14 protein-coding genes and 1 tRNA gene are annotated in these 23,393 nt (G+C 58.4%); 10 read left to right on the top strand and 5 right to left on the bottom strand.

What is annotated here, in order from left to right; translation table 11 throughout:
• The 5 genes from HB393_RS23150 to HB393_RS23130 form a co-directional block, all read left to right on the top strand.
• Window positions 1–593: hypothetical protein (locus HB393_RS23150; protein WP_213807583.1), on the top strand; the 593-nt coding region annotated here is incomplete at its 5' end.
• A gap of 423 nt (window positions 594–1,016) precedes the next feature.
• A complete protein-coding gene (locus tag HB393_RS23145) occupies window positions 1,017–1,901 on the top strand; it encodes a haloalkane dehalogenase (protein ID WP_213807582.1) in 885 nt (294 codons plus the stop codon).
• Window positions 1,902–2,813: 912 nt separating this feature from the next.
• A complete protein-coding gene (locus HB393_RS23140) occupies window positions 2,814–3,275 on the top strand; it encodes an MmcQ/YjbR family DNA-binding protein (RefSeq protein ID WP_213807581.1) in 462 nt (153 codons plus the stop codon).
• Between the two features lie 13 nt (window positions 3,276–3,288).
• Window positions 3,289–4,125 (top strand): SDR family oxidoreductase, encoded by an 837-nt coding sequence (locus HB393_RS23135; RefSeq protein WP_255551542.1) that lies wholly within the window; start codon window positions 3,289–3,291, stop codon window positions 4,123–4,125.
• Between the two features lie 15 nt (window positions 4,126–4,140).
• Window positions 4,141–5,013, top strand: a complete 873-nt coding sequence (locus HB393_RS23130) for a hypothetical protein (protein ID WP_213807580.1) — start codon at window positions 4,141–4,143, stop codon at window positions 5,011–5,013.
• Between the two features lie 114 nt (window positions 5,014–5,127).
• On the opposite strand, the gene HB393_RS23125 is transcribed toward HB393_RS23130, so the two are convergent.
• Both HB393_RS23125 and HB393_RS23120 read right to left on the bottom strand, forming a co-directional pair.
• Window positions 5,128–6,999 carry an OmpA family protein gene (locus HB393_RS23125; protein WP_213807579.1) on the bottom strand — a complete coding sequence of 624 codons (1,872 nt, stop codon included), beginning with the start codon at window positions 6,997–6,999 and terminating at the stop codon, window positions 5,128–5,130.
• Window positions 7,000–7,095: 96 nt separating this feature from the next.
• A complete protein-coding gene (locus tag HB393_RS23120) occupies window positions 7,096–9,963 on the bottom strand; it encodes an Ig-like domain-containing protein (RefSeq protein ID WP_213807578.1) in 2,868 nt (955 codons plus the stop codon).
• 1,084 nt (window positions 9,964–11,047) lie between these two features.
• Here HB393_RS23120 and HB393_RS23115 point away from each other — a divergent pair.
• Window positions 11,048–11,123 (top strand) — tRNA-Ile (locus HB393_RS23115).
• Between the two features lie 21 nt (window positions 11,124–11,144).
• Here HB393_RS23115 and HB393_RS23110 read toward each other — a convergent pair.
• Window positions 11,145–14,720, bottom strand: coding sequence for a TonB-dependent receptor (locus HB393_RS23110; RefSeq protein WP_213807577.1), 3,576 nt, complete (start codon window positions 14,718–14,720; stop codon window positions 11,145–11,147).
• A gap of 354 nt (window positions 14,721–15,074) precedes the next feature.
• Complete coding sequence (locus HB393_RS23105) at window positions 15,075–16,412, bottom strand: winged helix-turn-helix domain-containing protein (protein WP_213807576.1); 1,338 nt, start codon at window positions 16,410–16,412, stop codon at window positions 15,075–15,077.
• 395 nt (window positions 16,413–16,807) lie between these two features.
• Here HB393_RS23105 and HB393_RS23100 point away from each other — a divergent pair, with 395 nt between their 5' ends.
• Genes HB393_RS23100 through HB393_RS23085 form a run of 4 tightly spaced genes read left to right on the top strand, consistent with a single transcriptional unit; the run spans window position 16,808 to window position 21,903 of the window.
• A complete protein-coding gene (locus HB393_RS23100) occupies window positions 16,808–18,226 on the top strand; it encodes a hypothetical protein (RefSeq protein WP_213807575.1) in 1,419 nt (472 codons plus the stop codon).
• Between the two features lie 9 nt (window positions 18,227–18,235).
• Window positions 18,236–19,315 (top strand): glycosyltransferase family 4 protein, encoded by a 1,080-nt coding sequence (locus HB393_RS23095; RefSeq protein ID WP_213807574.1) that lies wholly within the window; start codon window positions 18,236–18,238, stop codon window positions 19,313–19,315.
• A complete protein-coding gene (locus HB393_RS23090) occupies window positions 19,312–21,534 on the top strand; it encodes a glycogen debranching N-terminal domain-containing protein (protein ID WP_213807573.1) in 2,223 nt (740 codons plus the stop codon). The genes HB393_RS23095 and HB393_RS23090 overlap by 4 nt, the downstream gene beginning before the upstream one ends.
• Window positions 21,535–21,567: 33 nt before the next feature.
• On the top strand, window positions 21,568–21,903 hold the full coding sequence (locus tag HB393_RS23085; RefSeq protein WP_213807572.1) for a hypothetical protein: 336 nt from the start codon (window positions 21,568–21,570) through the stop codon (window positions 21,901–21,903).
• 101 nt (window positions 21,904–22,004) lie between these two features.
• On the opposite strand, the gene HB393_RS23080 is transcribed toward HB393_RS23085, so the two are convergent.
• Window positions 22,005–23,255 (bottom strand): alpha-amylase family protein, encoded by a 1,251-nt coding sequence (locus tag HB393_RS23080; protein WP_213807571.1) that lies wholly within the window; start codon window positions 23,253–23,255, stop codon window positions 22,005–22,007.
• Between the last annotated feature and the right edge of the window lie 138 nt (window positions 23,256–23,393).

The following is a 23,393-nucleotide window of genomic DNA, read 5'->3' as shown; positions in this document are numbered from 1 at the left end:
CCACCCGCAGCCCTCTGTCCGCCAGGCACCCCGACTCACGCCGCGCCCAGACCGCCTGGATCAGCCCCACCCTCATCTTCGGCGGCGAATCCACCACCCACACCAGAACCTCCGGCCCCCCAACCCAATTCCACCCCGCCACCATCCAATGGCGCACCGCCTCCACCAAACCTCTAGCCAACAGCCCAGACACCAGCAAAGCAATCGCCCAACCCACCAGCGAAGACACCACAAACGAAACCCCGAAGAGCCTCCCGAAAAACGACCGAAAGAAACTCAACCACAACACCGGCGAAATAGGCTGGATCCGCCTCTACCAATCACCCCCCATCGACGCCACCGCCACCTCCGAAGGCCTCGACATCACCACCACCGGCGACGTCACCTTCCTCATCCACGCCCCCGGCTTGAACCCATCTCAACTCAACGAAAAACTAACCGCCAAAACCTGGACCCTGCCCAACCTCCCCATCACCCTGAGCACCGACGCAACCACCTTCAAAGCCGAACCCACCACCCCAACCCAACCCGACACCTACACCCTCACCTACACCCACCTAACCCACCTCCACCTAACCATCCCCAAACTCTAGAGGCCACCACAAATCCGGGTGCCCCACCCTTTTTGCAGTCTCATCGCAAATAGGGTGGGGTATCGGGCGAAAGCCCGACCGCCTTCCTTTCCCAGGAACCAAAGCCCGGGTGCCCCATCCTTCGCGCCTCTGTCTCTTGCGAAGGGTGGGACGTAAACCTTCCCTGGCCCCATGCCGCACTCCCCCCTCAAACCGTCGTATCGACCAGCGATTCGCGACCAAAATCAAGACGGAAGATCGTCAGTGTCGGGCCATCATCCTCTTTCGGTCTTACCCAATCCAGCATCGTCCACCAAGCAACCAACCCATCCCTCCATCAACACAACACCTTAGCCATCGACTCCACTGTCAACGGCACTAACTCTACTTTGGCGAGCCAGATGCTATGGCAGAACATGCGATCTAAAAGAAGGAGAAGTGACCATGATCTCTGCAACACCTAAATATCAAAAACAGCGGCGAAAAGTCCTCGGCCACGAGATGGCATACGTGGAAGTGGGACAAGGCGACCCCATCGTCCTGCTGCACGGGAACCCCACCTCGTCGTACCTCTGGCGCAACGTGTTGCCCTACCTGGAGCCGTTAGGCCGCTGCATCGCCCCCGATCTGATCGGCATGGGCGACTCCGACAAACTGCCTGACAGTGGCCCCAACTCGTATCGCTTCGTCGAGCACCGCCGCTACCTCGACGCCCTCCTCGAGGCGCTGAATGTGCGCGAGCGTGTCACCCTCGTCGTCCACGACTGGGGCTCGGCCCTCGGCTTCGATTGGGCCAACCGCCATCGCGACGCGGTCAAGGGAATCGCATTCATGGAGGCGATCGTAGCGCCGCAGGGCCGGGACCATTGGGACCACATGAAAATGCGTTCAGCCTTGGAGGCGATCCGTTCCGAGGCTGGCGAGGAGATGGTACTGCAGAACAACTACTTCATCGAAGAGATCCTGCCGAACGCCATCCTGCGTAAGCTCTCTGACGAGGAGATGGCGGAGTATCGACGCCCATTCGCCGAACCTGGCGAGGGGCGGCGGCCGACACTAACCTGGCCCCGCCAAATACCCATCGCAGGCGAACCCGCCGATGTACATGCCATCGCAACGGAATACGCGGACTGGCTGGGAAAGAGCAATGTGCCCAAACTGTTCCTGAAGGTCGAGCCAGGTGCGATCCTCACCAATGACACCCTGGTCAACCTGGTCCGTAGCTGGCCAGCGTTGACCGAGAAGACAGTGGCGGGAATCCATTTCGTGCAGGAAGATTCCCCCGACGAGATCGGGCGTACCGTCGCCAACTGGATGTCAAAGCTGTAAAGTCCCCTCACCTGGAAATCCAGGGACCGGAACGACCGTCGACACCCAAGGATCGATTCCCCAATACACCACCACATACCTCCCCAAGCCACAAAAGCGGGTGCCCCATCCTATTTGCAGTCTCACCGCAAATAGGGTGGGGTATCGTGCGAAGCACGACCGCCTTCCTTCCATAACGCACACCGCCCGGGTGCCCCATCCTTCGGCCTCTCGCGAAGGGTGGGAAGTAAACCCTCCCCCAGCCCATTCAGATTCTCCCACCCCACCCAAACCGTTCTAGTGTTTCGTCAATCGACCTCGCCGTCTTGTAGTGATGTGCTTATAAAGCCATTCGCGTCGAGGAAGGAAGGCAAGCAGCAGGATCACGATGCCGACACCAATTCCCCCCGCTGCAAAGGTAGTCTGGTGATAACTTGCGTTTTCGAAAACTATGCGACCAGTATGCATCTGCACAACTGCTAGGAAGATAAGAAATAGACCGACGGCAAGAAATCCAAGTCTCGTGAGCCAACCCATGGACGAATTCTAGCGCCCATACAAGGGTTCATATGAACGCTTTCTCCCAGCCTCTGCAAGGCGGACCAGCACAAAATCCTGTCAAGCCCCCAAAACCAAAAATCTCACCGTAACTAAAGCCGAATCAACAAGATAAGACTTCCAAAAAAGTGGCACTTTAGTTTCAGCCGATCCCATAAAATAGAACCAGCAGACAAAAAGCCCCGTGCCGAAAGGCAGGGGCTTTTCCATTTAAACCAAAGAAAGGACGTAACCCAAATAGAGTCAAGAATTTGGCCATAACCGACATGAAATCAATAATTTACAACGCACCATCCCCGCAAACGCAACAAAAAGCACCACTTATGCCCACCAAGGGGGGGAGGGGGTGCCCAGAAGACCACCTATACTCCCTCCATGGACGCCGAACGCCTCCGAGCCTTCCTCCTCACCCTCTCCCACGCCGTGGAGACGCTCCAGTGGGGCAACAACCTCGTCTTTTGGGTCGGCGACAAAGCCATCGGCGGCAAGATGTTCGCCCTCATCAACCTCGACGAACCCGTCGAAGGCAAAACCCGAGCCGTCCTCTCCTACTCCGCCGGCCCCGAGCGCTACTCCGAGCTCCTCGAGCTCGAAGGCCTCTACCCCGCGCCCTACATGGCCCGCATCCACTGGGTGGCCGCGGAGCACTGGCAGGTCTTCCGCAACCCCGAGTGGGAAGACCAGCTCCGCCACGCCCACGCCATCACCCTGGCCAAGCTCCCACCCAGGACCCGCGCCAATCTCGCCCTACCCGCCACACAGCAGAAGAAGCTCATCCAAGAACGCCGCGCTCTCCTCAGCAAAAAGAGCGCCAAGCCGAAGCCGAAGTCGAAGTAATCCCAACTTGCACATGCCAACAGCCTTCGGTAGCGTCGGAACCATGCACATCGCGCAAGTCACAGGCGTTCCCCTCTCCCTCACAGGCCGAACCGCCCTCATCACCGGAGGCTCCCGCGGCATCGGAGCCTCCGCAGTCCGCCTCTTCCATCAGGCCGGAGCCCGCGTCGCCTTCAGCTACCAGTCCGCAGCCGATCAAGCCAACGCCCTCGCTGCCGAGTGCGGCGGTCCCGAGCTCTGCCTCCCCATCCAGCAGTCCCTTAACAGCATCGAGGACGGACAGGCCCTCGTCGCCGCCACCATCGCGGCCTTCGGCAAACTCGACTGCCTCATCGTCAACCACGGCATCTGGCCCTCGCACGACGCACCCATCGCCTCCATGACCTCCGATCAGTGGCGCGGAACCATCGGCACCAACCTCGACAGTGTCTTCGGCCTCGTCCAGTCCGCGGTCGCCCAGATGCAGTCTCAACACCGCTCCCCAGGCGGCCCACGCGGACACATCATCCTCGTCGCCTCCACCGCCGCCCAGCGCGGCGAGGCCTTCCACGCCGACTACGCCGCCAGCAAAGGCGCTCTCGTCGCCTTCACCAAGAGCCTCTCCTCCGAGCTCGCCGCCACCGGAATCTACTGCAACTGCGTCGCTCCCGGCTGGGTCGACACCGAGATGTCCGCCGCTGCCCTCCACCATCCTGAGACGTCCAAACAGGTGTTGTCGCTCATCCCACTGGGCCGCGCCGCGCAGCCCGACGAGATCGCAGGACCCATCCTCTTCCTTTGCACCCCACTCGCCGGATTCATCTCCGGAGAGATCTTCAACGTCAACGGAGGCGCTGTGCTGGTAGGCTAAGCACCCGTAGGAGACATGAAACCAACAACCCTCAAACCGGCAACACTCCTCCTCGGCCTGACGCTCGCCGCCACGCTCGCGCCCCTCCACGCCCACGCCCAGGCCAGCGATATCCCTAGCGCCGCTCCCGCCCGCACCGCCGGACAGACCCAGGAACAGCGCGGCCGCATCCTCCTGGACCAGATGGTCGCCGCCCTCGGCGGAGACGCCTGGCTGCATCGCAAGGACATGACCGTCCGCGGCCGCACCGCCGCCTTCTTCCGCGGAGCCCCCAACGGCTACGTCGTCGAATACTCCGGCAACCGCCAGTTCGTCCAGGACGGCCGTCCTGAAGCCGAACGCATCGGCTTCATCACCGACAAGAGCATTATCCTGCCCGGCAAGAAGATCGACATCGTCCAGGTCTGGGTCAACGGCAACGGCTACGAGGTCACCTACAAGGGCCGCACCGCCCTGCCCAAGGATCAGGTCGAGGACTACTTCCGCCGCCGCAACCACTCCATCGAGAGCGTCATCAACGACTGGCTCAAACAGCCCGGCGTCATGGTCATCGCCGAAGGCACCTCCATGGTCGAGCGCCGCCTCGCCGACAAGCTCACCGTCCTCAGCGCCAACAACGACGCCGTCACCCTCGAGCTCGACGCCACGACGCACCTTCCCCTGCGCCGCACCTTCGAGTGGCGCAACGTGCAATTCAAAGATCACGACGAGGACGTAGAGCAGTACGACGACTACCACACCTTCCAGGGCCTGCCCACTGCCATGACCCTCACCCGATACCACAACGGCGACATGGCCAGCCAGCGCTTCTACTCCAAGGTCGAGTACAACACCACCCTCTCCCCCGAGCTCTTCAACCCCGACAACCTTCTCAAGAAGAAGCAATAACCGCGGTCTCGAAACACACCGCAACAAGCAATCCTTAAAAGCAATCGGCTGCGGAAAGGTCTCCCTTCCCGCAGCCGATTTTGAGTTTAGACTCTCAGCCTTTCTCCGCAGTCGTTACTGCGCAGAAGGCTTTGCCTTCCTCTTAGCCGCCGATGCCGGAGCGTCGGCTGCCTGTTGACGCAACAAACTCATCGAGTCGGTTGCATTGAACGGATACTGGCGAAGCGACCGCTGTCCCGTCGTGCTCAGAGTGACGTCCACACGGCGATTGCTGGCCAGAATGATCGTAGTCATGTTGTCCAGCATCTTCTGCCGTTCCGCTGGTTGCAGCTCCGAGTTATGCTCGACCGCATCGCGCACTTGAGCGTCCGTCAGATTCTGCTGCACGCCAAACGCCTTCGCCTCGATCTTGTCCGCTGGAACTCCGCGGCCGATCAGGAACTGCTTCGTGCTCTCGATACGCCGTTCCGAGAGCGCCTGGTTGTACTCCACGGAGCCGCGCGGATCGGCATGGCCTTCGAGTGTCAGGTGCGCATCCGGCTTGGTCTCCAGGTAGCGGAGGAAGTCGCTCGCCAGGGCCATCAACGTCTGCCTCTGACTCGCAACCAGACCGCCATTCGGAGTCCGTGCCGTAGGCTGCGCGGTCGGGAAGTAGATGCTGTGCAGCGCAAGCCTCATCTCCAGCGCAGTCGGCGCCTGCACATCGACATTGACGGTGCAATCGGCTCCTCCGCCTCGTCCATCGTCGACGTGTCCCGTTACAACGTAGCGGTTCGTGGCCAGCCCAGTCGTATCGAACCGCACCGAAGATCCGCTTCCAACCACCTGTCCGCCGTTGGCGTTCCAGGAGTAGGTCAACGGATCGTTATCCGCATCGCTCGCCGTAGCCACAACCTGAACCGGCTCTCCGGCTGCAACCGAAGCATGATCCACGGAGCAACTAATTATCGGCAGCTGATTCGGCTTGGCCTCGACGCGAACGTCCGCCGAGCAATCCGCCATTCCACCGCGGCCATCGGCGACATGTGCGCTCACACGATAGCTTCCAGCGGGAACGCCGGAGGAGTTCCACCGGACATCTGCGCCAGAGCCCTCGACGGTTCCACTGCTCGCCATCCAGGAGTAGTTCAGCAGATCGTTATCCGGATCGCTGGCCTGCGCATGAACCGCAACGCTCTCGCCAGAACCCACATAGATGGTCCTGCTATCCGCAGAGCACGAAGCCATCGGAGAACGGTTGACCGGCGGAGGCGGCGCGTTGCCACCAAAGCGGAACACCAGCCCAGAGGACAGCCGCAGGTCGTTCTGCGAGGTATTGTCTCCGGGATTCAAAGCGCCAAAGCGGGTCATCATGTACTCCGCCTGCAGAGCCCGAATGGAGACATGCCGGAAGATCCTGATATCCAGGCCCGCGCCTGCGGTCATCGCAAACGCATCCTGCTCAGGAAGCGGCGCACAAAGAGCGCCCCTGCAACCGTCGATCCTCACCTCGCTTGCGTGGATGCCCCCAAAGAGAGCCTGCACAAAGGGAGTAAACCGGCTGCGATTTCGGAAGGAGAATCGAGGCCCGAACATATAGGTATAAGCCTTGCCGTCCGCGTCGACGGTGCGTGTCGGAACCGCTCCTGGCCCAGAGAGCCGGAGTTGACTGGCGTGGTATCCACCGACATCGCCCACCAGCCCGAAGTAGCGGTTCAGGTTAAACGCGATGGATGCGTTTCCTCCATTGAGCCCAACCATGCGATTCTCGGAGTCCAAGGTTGGCACGCCACGAAAGTGGGAGTACCCGACAAAGAGCTCCACCTTCGGAGTCTTACCGTGCTCTTTACGCTTCGGCGCTGGTTGGCCGGGATCGACCTGACCCTCAACCGGTGTTCCGGCTACGGGATCGGTCGAAGCGGCTAAGCCCATCGCATGAAGAAAGGTTGCAGGTGTTAGGGAAACAGCAACCGCCACTGTGGCAATCATTCGTGCTAAGAATTTCATTTCATCTCCTGTGCTGCGCCGCGATCATTGATCCAACGCCGCCGCATAACTTGCATTGGCTGCGGCGGCCCCATTCAGGGCAGCCGCAGCATCGCCTTACTGAGCAGGCACGTTGATGACGGTGTTGACGATGGTGACTGGACCCGACAAGCAGAGCGCTCTACCGTTCAGCGTGGTAAGTGCGACCACACCGGCGGTTGAGATCGAGACTCCAGCCTGGGAGATGATGGTTCCTTGCATCGTTCCCCCGCCCAGAATCCCGTTGATCGTCGCCGCGGTGCCAACCTGCCAGAACACGTTCTTGGCCTGAGCGCCATTGACCAGCAGGACATTGCGGTTGTTCGTGGGTGTGCCTACATTGAGGGTCGTCGCCATCTGGAAGACCCAGAAAGCATTCGGGTCGCCCTTCGCGTCGAGGGTAAGATCTCCCAACGTGATGTCGAAGCTTCCCGGTGCCGACTTGTAGATTCCGCCAGCCAGAGTGCGATTGCCCAACTCACCCGCAGACCCTCCGCCGCATGCCGGGCAGGTAGAGACATCCAACCCATTCGGGAAAGCGACGAGAGCGTTGTAGGCCGTTAGAGCATCCGCTGCAGCCTGCGCCGCGATGGCAGCCGTAACAGCCGTGCCTTCATTCGGGCAGCCGACCGTAGGCGGTGGCGGAGCAGTGTTGATCGCTCCGTTCACCAACCCCATATTCAACGGAGTCTGCGTGTAGATGCAGTTAGGAGTGTTGTCGTGGAAGCCCGTAATCAGCGTAGAGACTGCGGTAGTCCCGATGTTGCCATTGATGACCGTGAAGACTCCCTGATTGGTCATCCCGGCGTTTCCGCCGAAGCCACCGAACAGAGCCGCCGTTCCCAGGTTCACCGGTGGCACGACAACGACCTCACCCGTGGTAAAGTTCCACGGATTCGGCACTCCGCCAGCGCCCAACACATTGCCGGTCAGATCTGTCGCTCCGGTGGTAACCGTAGCAATATAGCCAGAGGTGGCGGTGAGTGGGGCTGTGGGGGTAAGAGTAGCGATGAAGCTGATTGGATTGTAGGAGACGGTAGCCGGAACCAGCGTTCCGCCAGGACCCGTCAGTTGGAAGGTCGCCGTAGTGATCGTCAGCGGATTCATAGCTTCGCTGAAGGTCGCGCTGATGGCTTGGTTGAGAGCCACATTCGTCGCCAGGTTGGCTGGAATCGTAAGCGTCACCTGTGGCTGTGTGGTATCCGGAGCACCGCCGGTCGTGAAGACCCAGAGGTAGTTGAAGGCCAGTGCATTGGCCGCCAGATCGGTGACTCCAGTCGTAATGGTGGCCGTATAGGCGGTATTGGTCGCCAGGTTTGTCGCCGGGGAGAACGTAGCTGTATTGCCGACGGTAGCGTAGGTGACCAATCCGGGTACAGCGACTCCACCCGGCCCGGTGAGGGTAAAGCTCGCGGCAGTGATCGTCGCGGGATCCATCGCCTCACTGAAGGTTGCGGTGACGGTCTGATTGGTTGGGACGTTGGTGGCTGCATTCACAGGAATCGAGAACAACACCGTTGGCCGGGTGGTATCCGGAGCCGCGGAGGTCGTAAACGTCCATACGAAATTGGCGGCCATCGCCACACCGGAGAGATCCGTAGCACCAGTAGTGATTGTCGCCGTGTAGAGAGTATTGATGGCAAGGTTGACAGTTGGTTTGAACGTCGCAACGGAACCGGCTGCGGTGTACGCTACGACTCCCGCTACCGCAACTCCACCAGGCCCTGTAACCGTAAAGGTGGTGGCGTTGATGGTGGCAGGATTCATCGCCACACTGAAGGTTGCGCTAAGTGCCCGGTTGATGGGAAAGCTCGTGGCTCCATTGATGGGTGTCGTGAAGATCACCGTCGGCGGACCTGTGGCTGGAGTAGTTCTAAAGCTCCAGGCATAGTTCGCAGCCAGCGCATTCCCTGCCAGGTCTCTCGCACCTGTCGTAACGATCGCCGTAAACAGTGTGTTGGCCGCAAGCAGCGCCGATGGGGTGAAGGTTGCGACCGCGCCTACGCAGTTGACCGTTCCAGCGACAACAGTAGCGCCAGGACCACTGAGAGTAAACGTCGTTGCAGGAGACTTGAGCGTCGTGCAGTCCATCGCCTCACTGAAAGTTACGGTGAGGACCTGGGTGAGGGGCACACCTGTAGTGCCGTTGATAGGAGTCGCCGCGACTACCGTCGGCGGAATCGTGTCAGGCGGCGGAGCCGTCGTAAACGTCCAGACGTAGTTCGCAGCCAATGCATTGGCAGCAAGATCCGTCACGCCTGTCGTAATGGTGGCGGTGTAGATCGTGCCGAACGCGAGATTCACATTGGGGGTGAATCGCGCAATAGAACCGGCGGTGGTGTACGTCACTGTTCCGGCCACGGCAACTCCGCCAGGCGCGGTTAGAGTGAAGGTGGTTCCATTGACGGTCGTGGGGTTCAAAGCCTCACTAAAGGTGGCGCTGATGACCTGGTTGATCGGCACAACCGTTGCGCCATTGGCAGGGAGAGTCAAGGCGACGGTCGGGCGAGTCGTGTCAGGCGCCAGACCGGTCGTAAAGGTCCATACATACCTGGCCGCCAGCGCATTCGCCGGGCTGGCCTGATCCCGAACGCCTGTCGTGATCGTGGCCGTATATAGGGTGCTCGGGACAAAGTTTACCGTCGGGGTAAAGGTCGCGATCGAACCGGTGGCTGCATAGGTCACGGTTCCAGCCACAGCAACTCCACCCAGCCCGGTGACGGTGAAGGTGGTCGCATTAATCGTCGTAGCGTTCATCGGCTTGCTGAAGGTCGCATTCACGGTGGCCGTCAAGCCGACACCGGTAGCACCTTGCGCAGGCGTAGTGGAAACCACTTGGGGAGGGGTCGTATCTGGAATGTTTACTGTCTCACGGCCGCATCCAGCCGAAAACATAATGATGACTGCTGCTAATAACCCTCTGCTACCAATAATCCACTTACGCATTGCAATCCTCTTGGTCGAACCGCGCGACGTAACGTCCAACGTTCGCGCCCTGGGCTGATTTTCGTGAGACGACGGAGTTCGCTCCAACAGGAGTTAGCAGCGACACGGGGAGGTGTGGAGGAGAGAAAATCGATAAGACGAAGAGCGGGTCGGAGCTCCTGAAAACTCCTCAAGCGGCTGAGTCCCCTCGAAGGGAAGCCCTCAGCTCACGGCCACAAAGAACCCGGCGGTTCCTATGCTGTCTGCAAGGTGGCGGTAGATACAGCGCTCGGCGCTGTCATCGTTCACGCAAGTGTCTCGAATCGGCTTCAAAGACGCTTGCGTGTATCCGGTATTGGATGTTGAATCGACTGCGAGCTTCGAAATCTGCCTTTCATCTGTACTAACTCAATCTGCGAAGCCGAACCACATTGTGGCAAAGCCCCCTTGGACCGTTCGCCAAGGATTGAACTGTAACGATGGAAGTAAAGTCGGTTCGTGACAGTCCGGAAATCAAACTAAAACACTGGGAAGAGTAGTTTTCTCGTAATATCTACCTGGGATCTATTGCGTCAGATGCAAATGCGCTGAAAGCAGTTGCATAATGTTGCATTAGGTGGCGAGAAGTTTTCCATCCAGTAACGAAGGGTCGTCTGCAACACAACCTGGCCGAAGTGAGAGCCCTGCCAGAGATGCAGCTTCCCGGTTGAAGACGCGCGGTCACCACAAACACGCCAGCTAGAGGTCTATTCCCGCCTTAGGCGGTGCCTATCTGGACCCACCGTAAATCTCTTCCCGAGGAGTTCACTACGAGTGACGAGACCAGGCAAGCCGGCGATCTCTCCATCCAATCTTGAAGCGGCCCGGCGTCACAGCAAACGCCGGATACCTGCCGCTGCGGAGCCTATCCCAACATCGTCGCCGCAATTCAACAAGTCCGTCACCAGGCCTAACTAAGCCCCGGCGGACAGGGGTCCGGTAGACCCCTGCCCCCGTCCACTGGCGCAGACCGCAAGTCCATTTACAATCAAGGGAATTGCCAGCGACTCGCCAGCCAGGCGAGTCCACGCCACGTTCCCCTCCACGGATCACGAACGTCAAGCAAGGGCCTGTAGCTCAACGGTTAGAGCAGGGGACTCATAATCCCTTGGTTGGGGGTTCAAATCCCTCCGGGCCCACCAAAAAAGCAGCCATCATCCGCACTACCAATAGAACTTGAAGGCCAGTTGGACATCTCTCGCCGAGAACGCGCTGCCAATGACTCCAAAGTTCCCCGCGCCTAAAAATTGGTTCGGAGCATAGAAGTTCGTATGGTTGAAGGCATTGAACATCTCCGCCCGAAACTGCAGGCGCGTCTGCTCTCCCAGCCCCCAATACTTCTGGATAGCCAGATCCCAGTTCTGGTAACCCGGAGCGCGCAGCGTAGAGATATACCGCGGAGCAGTGCCGAAGGTGAACGCCGCCGGATTGGCAAAGGCGCTCGTATTGAACCACCGGTCGATCGTAGGGTGCGGGACGTGCACATCTCCCACGATGTTCGGGCGCTGATTTCCACCAAAGGATCCAGAGCTATTTCCATTCGCGGCGATAGACAGTGGGAATCCCTGCTTGAAGGTCGAGATACCCGACACCTGCCATCCGCCGATAACAGCATTTACCGGCCTATTCAGATTGGAGACCAGCTTTCGCCCCTTTCCAATCGGCAGCTCATAGATATAGCTCACGACAAGACTATGAGGAATATCCGCGCCATCGACAGACCGCTCCGCCCTGAGATTGTAGTAGTTCCGAACATTGGAGGTGGGTCCCGAGTACGCCCAGGGATTGTTGCCTCCAACATCATCGATGAACTTCGAGAAGGTATAAGAAGACAACACGCTCAGGCCCGAACTAAAGCGGTGCGTATACGTCAACTGCAGGGCGTTGTAGTAAGAGTCTCCAACCGGAGCCTCCTGCTCCCCGACGCTGCAGTACTGTGGATACGGCCGCAGCAACTGCCCCCGCTGCAACGTCGGCTGATCCAGTCCGCATCCACTTCCCGTAATGCGTCCATAAAAAGGATTGCTGACCTGGTCGAACAAGCTGTTCCCCAGCGCAAGATACTGCGTCGGAAGCTGATTCCGCTCAAAGGTTCCAGCCGAGACCTTGATCCCGCGATTTCCGACATAGGCGATATCCAGGAGATCGTTCGTTCGAATCGCGTACTGGAAGCCCGCCATCCATTGCTGGAGATAGTTCGAAGCCCGCGCGCTTCGTACCGCTGGAACGCCATAGCCCACATCCTGCAGTGGACCGAGCGCACTTCCCTGCGGCTGCAGGATACCGTTCGGAAGCGGATTATTCAGTGTGCTGAACGGCTGAAACCCTACCAGCGAGCCCACAATCGGTGTGGTCTGCGTAAACCCATCCGCCGGGCCATTGCCGGTAAAGGATGGAATGAAGAAGAGTCCGTACCCGGTTCGGGCGATCAGCTTGGAGGTAATCCGGTAACTCAGTCCAATGCGCGGCCCAAAGTTACTATACGAAGTGTTGTAGAGTCCTCTGCGGTTTCCTCCGCCATTGAACACCAACGCCCCGGGCGTAGTGATCCCTATCCCCGCACCGATAGGATTCGACGCACTAAAGTCGAAGTACTGCTGCTTATCATGACGCTCGACCGGAGCCGTCTGGATCTCGTAGCGAAGCCCAAGGTTCACAGTAAGTCGTGGAATGACCTTCCAGTCGTCCTGCACGTACCAGCCGAGATAGTTCTTTTGTGTCGCGGGAAGCGCGTTGATGCCAGTGGAGCCACCGTTATCAGGCACACCCAGAAGAAACGAAGCAAACCCATAGCCGGTCCCGTTGGTGATCGACGCTGGATTAGGCCCAGCGGTCGAACTCGTCGGGAAGTTGAGCTTCGTTCCGTAGATATGCCCGCCCAGCAACTGGTTCGCGACACCCATGTAACCGAAGGCCAGGGTGTGCTTGCCCAGGCTCTTGGTCAAATCCACCGAGTAAGTAATTAAGTTGCGGGGTACAGCATACGAGTCCTGCCCGTTGATCGCGCCCGGCCCAAGCCCCGAGGTGTTATCGACCTTGATCTGGGGAAACTGCTTTGCAACCGTATCGAGGCCGCCCGGCAGCCCCAGACTGGAGGGGATAAACCCATCCCCTTGCGTCACCGACTGCTCAATCCAGCGGTTCATGCCTGCGTTCGCACTCAGAATAAGCGACTGGCTGAAGATATGGCTGTAACCCAGATCGAAGCTCCAGCGGTTATTCGGATTGCTGACACCCGGACCTCCAGCATCTCCCGATCCAAAGAAGTCGGGCGAGTTCGTCTTCTCCTGAGACTTATGCGAGTACCTCGCATAGATCCGCGAGGCGTCGCTGATATTGTGGTCCACCCGAAACGAGTACTCGTCCGAACGCATGCTCGCCGGAACAGAACCAAAGAAATTATTCGTGAGCCCGCCGTTCGTCGGAGCGGGCCAATACTTGCCGGCGACAATCTTCGCCGCAACAGGATCGATCCGGTTGGCCAGATTATTTCCTGCAATCGGATCGCGAATATACCCGGTCATCGTGGAGAGCAACCCCGTCTTAGGATCGATCGTCCCCGCTGTAATCTGCCGCGAAGTATAGGGATCGTAGATAGCCCCCTGGTAGATATTCCTTCCCAACGCATCCTTTCCGAGCACGGTCGTCGTAAGGAGCGAGCTGAAATCACCCGCCAGAAAGGGCGCCGTCGGCACGGTCGCCGTCAGGGTCGCCGGCGTGGACTGCCGCAACCTCTCATACACCCCGAAGATGAAGGTCTTGTTGGTCTGCTTGTACAGCCCCGGAATATAAATCGGTCCACCGGCTGACCCGCCGTACTGGTTCCGGCTGAAGTCCGGACGCTGTACGGAGTTCTTGTTATTGAAGTAGTTGTTCGCATCCAGCGCGCTGTTCCGCAGGAACTCGAAGACGTCTCCATGAAAGCGGTTGGTCCCCGCCTTGGTAACGACGTTCACCACGTTCCCGCTGCTCCAGCCATATTGAGCGGTAAACGCGTTGGTCTGGATCTTGAACTCCTGCACGTTTTCGACGGAAGGAACATACACAACTCCACCCCAGTCCTGCGCCGTATTCCACGTCCCATCCAGAAGATAGGCCGCGGTCCCGAACTGCGTCCCGCCGAAGTTCAGGAAGGAGATATCCTGATCCGCACTCCCCGAGATTCCATTCGAATTCAACATCTGCGATTGGGTAGAGTTGTTCACCGACGAATTCAAGGAGGCAAGGCCGAAGACATTGCGCAGATTCAACGGCAGCTCCACAACCTGCTTTTGAGAGATGTCAGCCGAGATGTTAGCGTTCTCTGTGTTCAGCAGAGGAGCCGCGCTGGACACCACGACATTCTGCGTTGTACTGCCAACCGACAGATGAATATCCTGATTGGCGCTCGATCCGGCCGCAAGGACGATCCCCGTCTGCTCATACGTCCGGAACCCGGCCATCTCCACCCGCAACGTGTAATCGGCTGGCGGCAGGAGCTGGAAAGAGAAGCTGCCCGAGTCGCCCGTAACGAAGTTTCTGCTAAGCCCTCGCTCGTCGCTCGTTAAAGTAACCTTCGCCTTGGGGACCACAGCCCCCGAGGTATCCGAGACCAGGCCAGTAAGTGTTGCCGTGAAAGCTTGCGTCTGAGCCTGCAAAAATCCTTCACCGAGCATGAGGCTAAGGACGACGGCCATCACGGTCGCGATTATTCGCGATCTCCTGAGGGCATTGAATGGAAGATAGATCATAGATTGCATGGATCGGCCTCTCTGAAATGGCTCTGCGCGTAAAGCAGCGGCCATGGCTTCCGGCTCAACTCCAAGGTCTACCCGAAGCGCGTCATCACCCTAGAGACCAGCCCAGTCCACTGTCCCGGCTAATCCACGATCCTTTGCCGATGTTTCACTGACCCGTCCCTAGGATTTTCCGAGGAAATAAATGTTGAGGATTGAGCACCTTACCGCTCAGACTCGTCCCCGCGCCCCACAACCACTTACAGAGAGAGACACAACAGCCAAGCGGCTGACATGCGAACAAGTCAGGAACCGAGCATCAGAAATTCTCACCGTTCGACGAGACCCACCCTACCAACGCGGCGCTGCCAGAAAGCTCTACCAGAAATAAGCTGCTTCCATCTTCGGAGCACCCGGCTTGCCATCGATGATCTGGGTGCTCAGCACAATCTCCATGTTCTTCTTGTCTCCCGCAGCCCGTGCGGCTCGAAGAATCTGTGCAAGCTGGTCCGGATCGGTCACAAACTCACCCGCCGCAATGGTCCCACCTCTCCCAATGCCAGCCACGACCACAGCAGGTTTGCCTGTATTGCTGTCTGTAAAACGCGCCACGATCGCATAGTCGTGATAGTTGTTCGTCGCCATCTGCTGCGAGCGCTCCACCATCCACTTCGCCTGAGACGGACTCTCACTATCTACAATTCGGAACTGAGTCATCTCCGGATTATTGTCGAAGTGATAACGAAGCGGCTTAGTAAGTCGAAGAGCCCAGGTGTTATCGAACGCGCCCACGAAGATAGAAGGCCCATTGCGCAGGTCCGTCAGACTCGTCGCCTCTTCGCCCTTCAGAAGATATCGCTTCCCTCTCGCTCGTAGAACGCTTGCGAGCTTAACAATAGTATCCAGATCGTCGATGACGACAGCAGAGAGATTATCCTTCAGCACGACCTGATGGTTCGGATCCTTCGCATCTCGAAGAATGATGAAAGAGTATTGATTTTGATCCGCAATACAGAACAACGCAGGATCATGCGTATCGACGACCGGTCCCCAGAACACATCGAAGATATCCGGATGAGTGTACCGCCAGAAAAATGCCGCTCCCACACAAAGGAAGGCAACCAGCACACCCACCGCAACGAGCCGAACCCCACGATAAGATCGCGGCAATTCATGAACCACCGAATGCTCCGCGAGAGCAGTTGGAGCTGGCGGAACAACCTCCAAAAGCATCGAGCCATCATCCTTAGCCCGAAACGCCCACGGCTGCCCCGCATCCTCCGAGTCCAACGAAAAACTAGACCGCCCCCCGCCTCCATTCACTTCTGCCCCGCCGCCCGGATCGTCAAGCGTCAGAATCGCGCCATCGCCCTGCTCCCTGACCTTAGGCGCGACATCCACCTCCATCGACACCGTCGCGATCAGGCGATACCCACCCTTCGGAATCGTCTGAATAATCCGGGACGAACGCGGGTCATCGCCGAAGACATATCGAATCTCCGAGATGCAGCGAATAAGAACGTCGTCTCCCACAAACGTATCTCGCCAGATCGCATCGATCATGCGTTGCTTGGACAGCACCTCGTTCGGATGAGAGGCCAGATGGACCAGCACCTGCATCACCTTGGGCTCCAGATGCCACGTATGGCCATCCCTCTCCACCGCGTTGATCTGAGGCTGAATCAAGCAATCATTAATGCGGAAGTCTCCCTGCACGCCGTCTCACCTCACCCAGCGCCGTCATCCTCTCTGGCGGACGCTCTGATGTCATCTAGCCCTCAGCGAATCAAGACCTTAGAACCTTGACCCTCGTGAAGACGACGATTATAGCGCCTCAACTCCACCCTTGTGACCCTCTTGTTCTGTGCCGTTTTGGGAACGCCCATCCTTCCCTCGGACAAACCTCGGCGAAAAATCGGGAGCCAAATACATGGCAAGCAGACCCTTCCCACAAAGTCCCCGGCGTCCTTATGAAAGTTTTATGCCTCTTCTTCTAGCATTTCATCTGATGCGTCGTCTTCGACAAAACGCGCCCTTCCGCAACGGTTGCTTCTACCGGACCAGAAGGACTCTCCCATTCGACGACCTTCCCCCGGACAAACCCAAACTATATGAATGATCCAGAGACCTACTTCGTAGTTCCTACCCATCGATTGCGCGACGTCAGCGATACCATTCACGAGTACGACGAGCACTTTTGGAGAAACGGTCATTCTCCCCAAATGATCGTCTTCGACGACTCGACCCCCACCAACGTAGAAAAATACTTCACTCACCTCGAGCAGTTGAAGACCCACTCCTGCCTCTCCTACGTCGGCCCCCGTCAAAAAGAAGAGTTCCTCACCTACATCAACTCCCGCCTCCGCAACCGGAGACTGGAGCCGCTGGTCAAGAACCTCTTCCGCCCAAGCTACGGCGGCAATCGAAACTACACCCTGATGTACTCCCTCGGCGGACTCATGGTCAGCTCGGACGACGACATGCGCCCCTACTCCCTCATGGAAGACAGCCCCGAGTCCCTGGAGAGCGACGAGATCAGCCGTGGCCGCCTCCACAAAGTCGGAGTAAACGGCTACGTCCGCAAATCCTTCGACATCATGTCCGCCTTCTCCGACGTGCTCGGAAAACCTGCCTCTGAACTACCAGGCAACTACGAGCGCGGAGACTTCCTAATCGACACCGCCATGGAGCTGGAGACCAACGCCACCAAAGGCCTCGCAAAAAACAACACCATGATCCTCCAGCACGGCTCGGTCGCGGACGAAGCCGTCGTCAAGATGGCTCAGACCTTCCGCTCCGGCACCAACGACATCGACGCCATCGACTTCGTCGACATGTTCCTCGACGACGAAAAGCAGCTCAGCCTCGACGACCTGAACGATCTCTACGTGCTGGTAAACTTTCGCCCGGCCGTCACCAATAAGAACTGGCGCATGGACTGCGGCGTAGCCGGCTACGACAACACCTTCGGCCTGCCGCCCTTCTTCCCCACCCGGCTGCGCTTCGAAGACTACATCTACCGCCTCTGGATTCAGCAGGACGGCATCGTAGCAGCCCACGTCGACGCCGCCCAGCACCACACAAAAAGTAACTACATGCGTAATCCACCCGCATCGGAGGTACTCAACGAAGAGATAGCAAATCTCCTCAAGCGAAAGATCAAGTCCTCTCTCACCAGCATCGACGAGTTAGGCATCAGCTTCGACTACACCGGGGAAGTAACTGCTCAGGACGCCGAGGAGATACTGGAAAAGATCACCAGCCTTCATCGACGCGCTCTCCAGGCAGCGGAGAAGACCAAGAACCAGGAGCGAATCGACGCCCTCCGCCTCTTCGCCGCCAACCTCGAGAAGGCCTTCTACGGCTTCGAGCCAGACTTCTTCCAGCACAACCTGCTGCGCATCGTCGACGACGCAGTCGCAGTCATCCGCGCCTCGATTGAGTTATGGCCCACCCTGGTCGAGATCTGTTACTTCCAGAAGATTCGCAACGGCCTCCCCATGATGCATCTTGGCCGCGCGACACGGTAGCCAGACATCATGCGAATCGCACAAGTAGCGCCTCTCTTCGAAAGCGTTCCGCCCGCACTCTACGGCGGCTCGGAACGTGTCGTCTCCTGGCTCACCGAAGAACTCGTTCGTCTCGGCCACGACGTCACGCTCTTCGCCAGCGGCGACTCAAAGACCAGAGCCACGCTCGTCCCCGTATGCGAGCAGGCTCTCTGGCGCGACAAGGCCTCGCGTGAGACCTTGCCGCATCACATCCGAATGATGGAGCTCGTCTTTCGAGACCCATCTCGCTTCGACATCATTCACTTCCACTGCGACTACGTCCACTTCCCCATGGTCCGCCGCTATCCCAACGCCACCGTCACCACGCTGCACGGATACGTCCACGCCCACGATCTCCGCGGGCTACTCGAAGAGTACGAAGACGTACCGCTGGTATCGATCTCGAACAATCAACAAACAACCCTCCCCCACGCCAACTGGCAAGGCACCGTACATCACGGCCTCCCCGAAACCTTACATACATTCCGGTCAGAACCTGGAGAGTACTTTGCATTTCTAGGTCGCATCTCCCCGGAAAAAGGTCTGGAGCGAGCCATCGAAATCGCCTGTCGAACCGGATACAAATTGAAGATCGGCGCAAAGATCTACGACGAAGATCGCAACTACTTCGAGCGCATCATCCACCCTCTGCTCGAACAACATAAGTCCCTCGTAGAATTTATAGGAGAGATCGGCGGCGCAGCCAAAGACGAATTTCTAGGCCGCGCCAAAGCACTCCTATTCCCCATCGATTGGCCCGAACCCTTCGGCCTCGTCATGATCGAAGCAATGGCCTGCGGCACACCAGTAATCGCCTGGAGACGCGGCTCCGTACCAGAGGTCATCCAGGATGGAGTCAACGGCCTCATCGTCAACAGCGTCGAGGAAGCAACAAGGCGCATGCCGGAGTTAGAGAACATCCGCCGCATAGACTGCAGAAAGCAGTTCATCGCTCACTTTCGGTCGGAACGAATGGCCACCGATTATCTAAAGATCTATAAAAAAATAATCGCCTCCGGCAAACATACATCTCCCAAGCTCACCGACTTAGAAGAGGTAAGATCATGAGCCAGTTACAAATCAAGAACAGCGACGCAATATCCGATGCGATACCCAAAGATAAGCTGAAAGAATCCGACCCGGACTTTCAACACATCCTCGTCCACTCGGACCGATCCGCGGACCGGCTTCGCTCCCTGAAGTACGGAGACACCTTCGCCGTCTTCGACCACTACGGAGATATCCGCCCCGCTCCCACCAGCGAAGAAGGCCTGTACTTCGACGGCACAAGATTTCTATCCAGCCTCATCCTCGAATTAGACGGACTTAGACCCCTGATGCTCGGCTCCACCGTCCGAGACGACAACGACCAACTCGTCGTAACCCTCACCAACCCCGATCTGTTCGTCGATGGAGAGATCCACCTCCCCGCAAACGCCATCCACATCTCCCGCAGAACCTTCCTGCTCGACACCGTATGCTACGTCGAAATCAGGCTCGAAAACTACTCCTTCGCTCCCATCGACACCACCCTCACCATTAAATTCGCGGCGGACTACAAGGACATCTACGAAGTACGTGGAATGTCGCGAGAGTCGCGTGGCAAGGACTTTGCACCGGAGCTAAAAGAAGATCAAGTCCGCCTCAGCTACCTCGGCCTGGACAGTGAACATCGCATCACCGAAGTCAGGTTCACTCCTCGTCCCAATCAAGTCACTGAATCCTGCGCTCAATTTAAAATCTCCCTCCTGCCGAGAAAATCTCTCACCGTCCAAACCACCATCGTCTGCATGCGCTCCCTGCGCCTTCAAGCGCCTCCTCTCGAACCCGAAGAAGCAAGGGCCCGAAACGTCGAAGAGATCTCCAACGAGAAAGCAAATGCCTGTTCTCTCCAATCGTCCAACGGACAGTTTAACGCATGGGTCAACCGTTCACTCTCCGACCTTCACATGATGGTCACATTGCTCCCCACCGGCCCCTACCCATACGCCGGCGTGCCTTGGTTCAACACACCCTTCGGTAGAGACGGAATCATCACCGCGTGGGAGTGTCTTTGGATGCGCCCCGATATCGCCAGGGGAGTTCTGCAGTATCTCGCCAAGACCCAGGCGGTCGAGGTCATACCCGAGCAGGACGCCGAGCCCGGAAAGATCCTCCACGAAACAAGAAGCGGCGAGATGGCGACACTCAAGGAGATGCCCTTCGGCCTCTACTACGGCAGCGTGGATGCCACGCCTCTTTTTGTAGCTCTCGCAGGAGCATATTACGAGCGCACAGGCGACAAGGCATTAATCGAGGACCTCTGGCCCAATCTCTGCGCCGCCCTCCAATGGATGGCCACCTACGGCGACAAGGACGGCGATGGATTCCTCGAGTACGAGAGAAGCTCCTTCGACGGGCTCATCCACCAAGGATGGAAGGACGCGGACGACGCAGTCTTCCACGCCGACGGCACTCCCGTGCAGGGCGCGATAGCCATGTGCGAGGTCCAAGGCTACGCCTACGCCGCATACAAGGCCGCCAGCATGCTCGCCGCTCTCCTCGGCGACGAAGACGAAGCTGCGCGTCTTACCCATAAAGCCGACCTCCTCTATGAACGATTCAATGAAGCCTTCTGGTGCGAAGATCTATCGACCTACGCCATCGCACTGGACGGACAGAAGCAACGCTGCTGCGTCATAAGCTCCAACGCAGGCCAATGCCTCTTCACCGGCATCGCAACACAGGAACGCGCCCAGCGGCTGGCGCAGACGCTGTTATCGCCCTCGTCTTACTCAGGCTGGGGCATCCGCACCATCGCAAGCTCGGAGCCGCGCTTCAACCCCATGGCCTACCACAACGGAAGCATCTGGCCACACGACAATGCGCTGATCGCCTACGGCATGGCCCGGTACGGTCTCACGCAGGAGGCCAACATCGTCTTCAACGGTCTCTTTGAAGCCGCGATGTACTTCGATCTCCATCGTATGCCCGAGCTATTCTGCGGCTTCTCCAAAGAAGCAGGCGAAGGACCGGTGCTCTATCCCGTCGCATGCGCTCCACAGGCATGGGCAGCGGCGTCGATGTTCTTATTATTCCAGGCGTCCCTTGGGCTGCGCGTCGATGGCATTAGAAAACGAGTGACTCTCGTTCGTCCTGCTCTCCCTGGATTTCTAAATGAGATTCACATCGCCAACCTTCAGGTCGGCGACTCATCGCTCGATCTTGATGTAATAAGACACGGAAGCGACGTCGGAATCACCGTCAAAAATACAACCAATCAACTGGCCGTCTTATTAATGAAATAAAGCTAATAAAATAAGCGAAATTAGTAAGTCAATATGAGTCGAAGTACAGCAATACTAGTTCTACTTCTAGCCGCGGCGCTCGAGGCCGGTGGCGACGCTATCATCCGCATCGGATTGCATACAACGACCCACTGGCATCGTCTTTTCCTATTCACTTTGGCGGCAATAGTCCTCTTCGCCTACGGATGGACTGTAAACGCGCCGCCCTGGGACTTCGGAAAGCTCCTAGGCCTATACGTCGTCTTCTTCTTTGTAATCGCGCAGCTATTCTCATGGCTCGTCTTCAAGCAAACTCCTTCAAAAGAAGTCATCATAGGAGGTTCTTTGATCGTCGCTGGCGGCGTTGTAATATCCCTCGCAAAGAGCTAGATCCGCAAGGTCACTTAGAAGTTAGAGCAAGCCGAAGTTACAAGGAGTGAGCCACCCACTTCACCTAACCTGATAAATCCGCGCTTAGCGATGCGGCAAACCTAATACTGCAGCGTCCCAATATAAACTCCATGCGGAGCGACCTTCACCGTGTCCAAGCTCATCGCCCCCATGCCCTCGTCGGTCCGCATCACCGTTCGCAGAAAGTTCCCCTTCAGCTTGAGCCCTTGCATATCCGACCGCAGAGAAAGAGTCACCGGCTTATCCGTCATGTTGCACAGAAACACCACCGCCGGCGAGTGATACGACACCACCTGTGGCCGCCGCACCCAGGCCACCACACTCTGGTCGTCATGGTTCAGCACCGCACTCACACCCGTCCGAACCGTCCCATTGCTATGCTGCATCGCGCTCATCTGCTTGTACCAGCGGCTCAACGCCTGCGCCTCAGCCCCTTCGCCCGAACCCTCTTCCCCCGCGCGGATCATCGCTCCACCTCGCGTGCTCAGCAGCAGCGTAGCTACCACCTTGCCGGACTCCGGCCCGCCACCCGCGCCCTCCGCCGTAGCCAGCATCGGAACCCCAGTCCCCGCCCGGCTCAACGAATCGTTCTTCTCCAACGCCATCCGGATCGCCGCTACATTCAACGGCGCAACCGCAATCGAAGCATCCAGCAGAAGCTGTGGCCCATCCCCAGCCCGCACCGCACTCCGCGGAGCATCTGCCCTGCGCCCCTTGGAGGCATCGGCGGACTCGCCGTCAGCAGGATCCACCGGCACCGCAATGCTGCTCAAAGCCGCATCGCCAATCATCACTCTCTCGCCCACATAGCTCTTCGCCGCCGCCCGCAACTGCCGCATCTGCGCCGCGCTATCCCCGGCAGCCACCAACCGGAAACCCGCAACCCCACGGCTCAACCAGAACCTTGCTACTCCAGTAACATCCTCACTCGACGTCTTCGGGCTCAATTCCACCAACACCCGCAGGTTGTGGCGGCTCGCCTGCAACAACACCTCGTCGAAGTCCTCCATAGCCCCCGCCGCCGGGTCGATCCCCGCCTCCATCCCACTCTGCACCCCGCGCAGCAACATAGCATCCACACCCAGCGCCTGCATCGCATCCATCCGCGCAGTTACACCCTTCAAGCCACCGTCCGCGTGCGCATCCACTGCATACACAAAAGCATGCCGCCACCAGGTGTTCACCGTAAGCCCCGACCCCACCCAGCCCGGACGAGCCAGCGTCTGCGCCAGCCCCATCGGCCCAACGCACAGAGCCGCCAACACCACCACACCTCGCAACAGCTCGCGTCGACCAACCGGAAACACTCGCTGCAAACAGAAAATCCGCATAGATAAAACCATCCCGCGCCGATAACTTCAGCAGGTACTTACGATGCTACGCGAGAACATCCGCCCCATACATGCAGCCCCATCGGCCGTACCTCCGAAGCCATCTCAATCCCTACCCTGCCACCACATACCCGCTCT

It is taken from the genome of Granulicella sp. dw_53 (assembly GCF_018449545.1).
Lineage (GTDB): Bacteria > Acidobacteriota > Terriglobia > Terriglobales > Acidobacteriaceae > Edaphobacter.
Note: the sequence above shows the minus strand (reverse complement) of the source record. Positions and strands in the feature narration are given on the sequence as shown.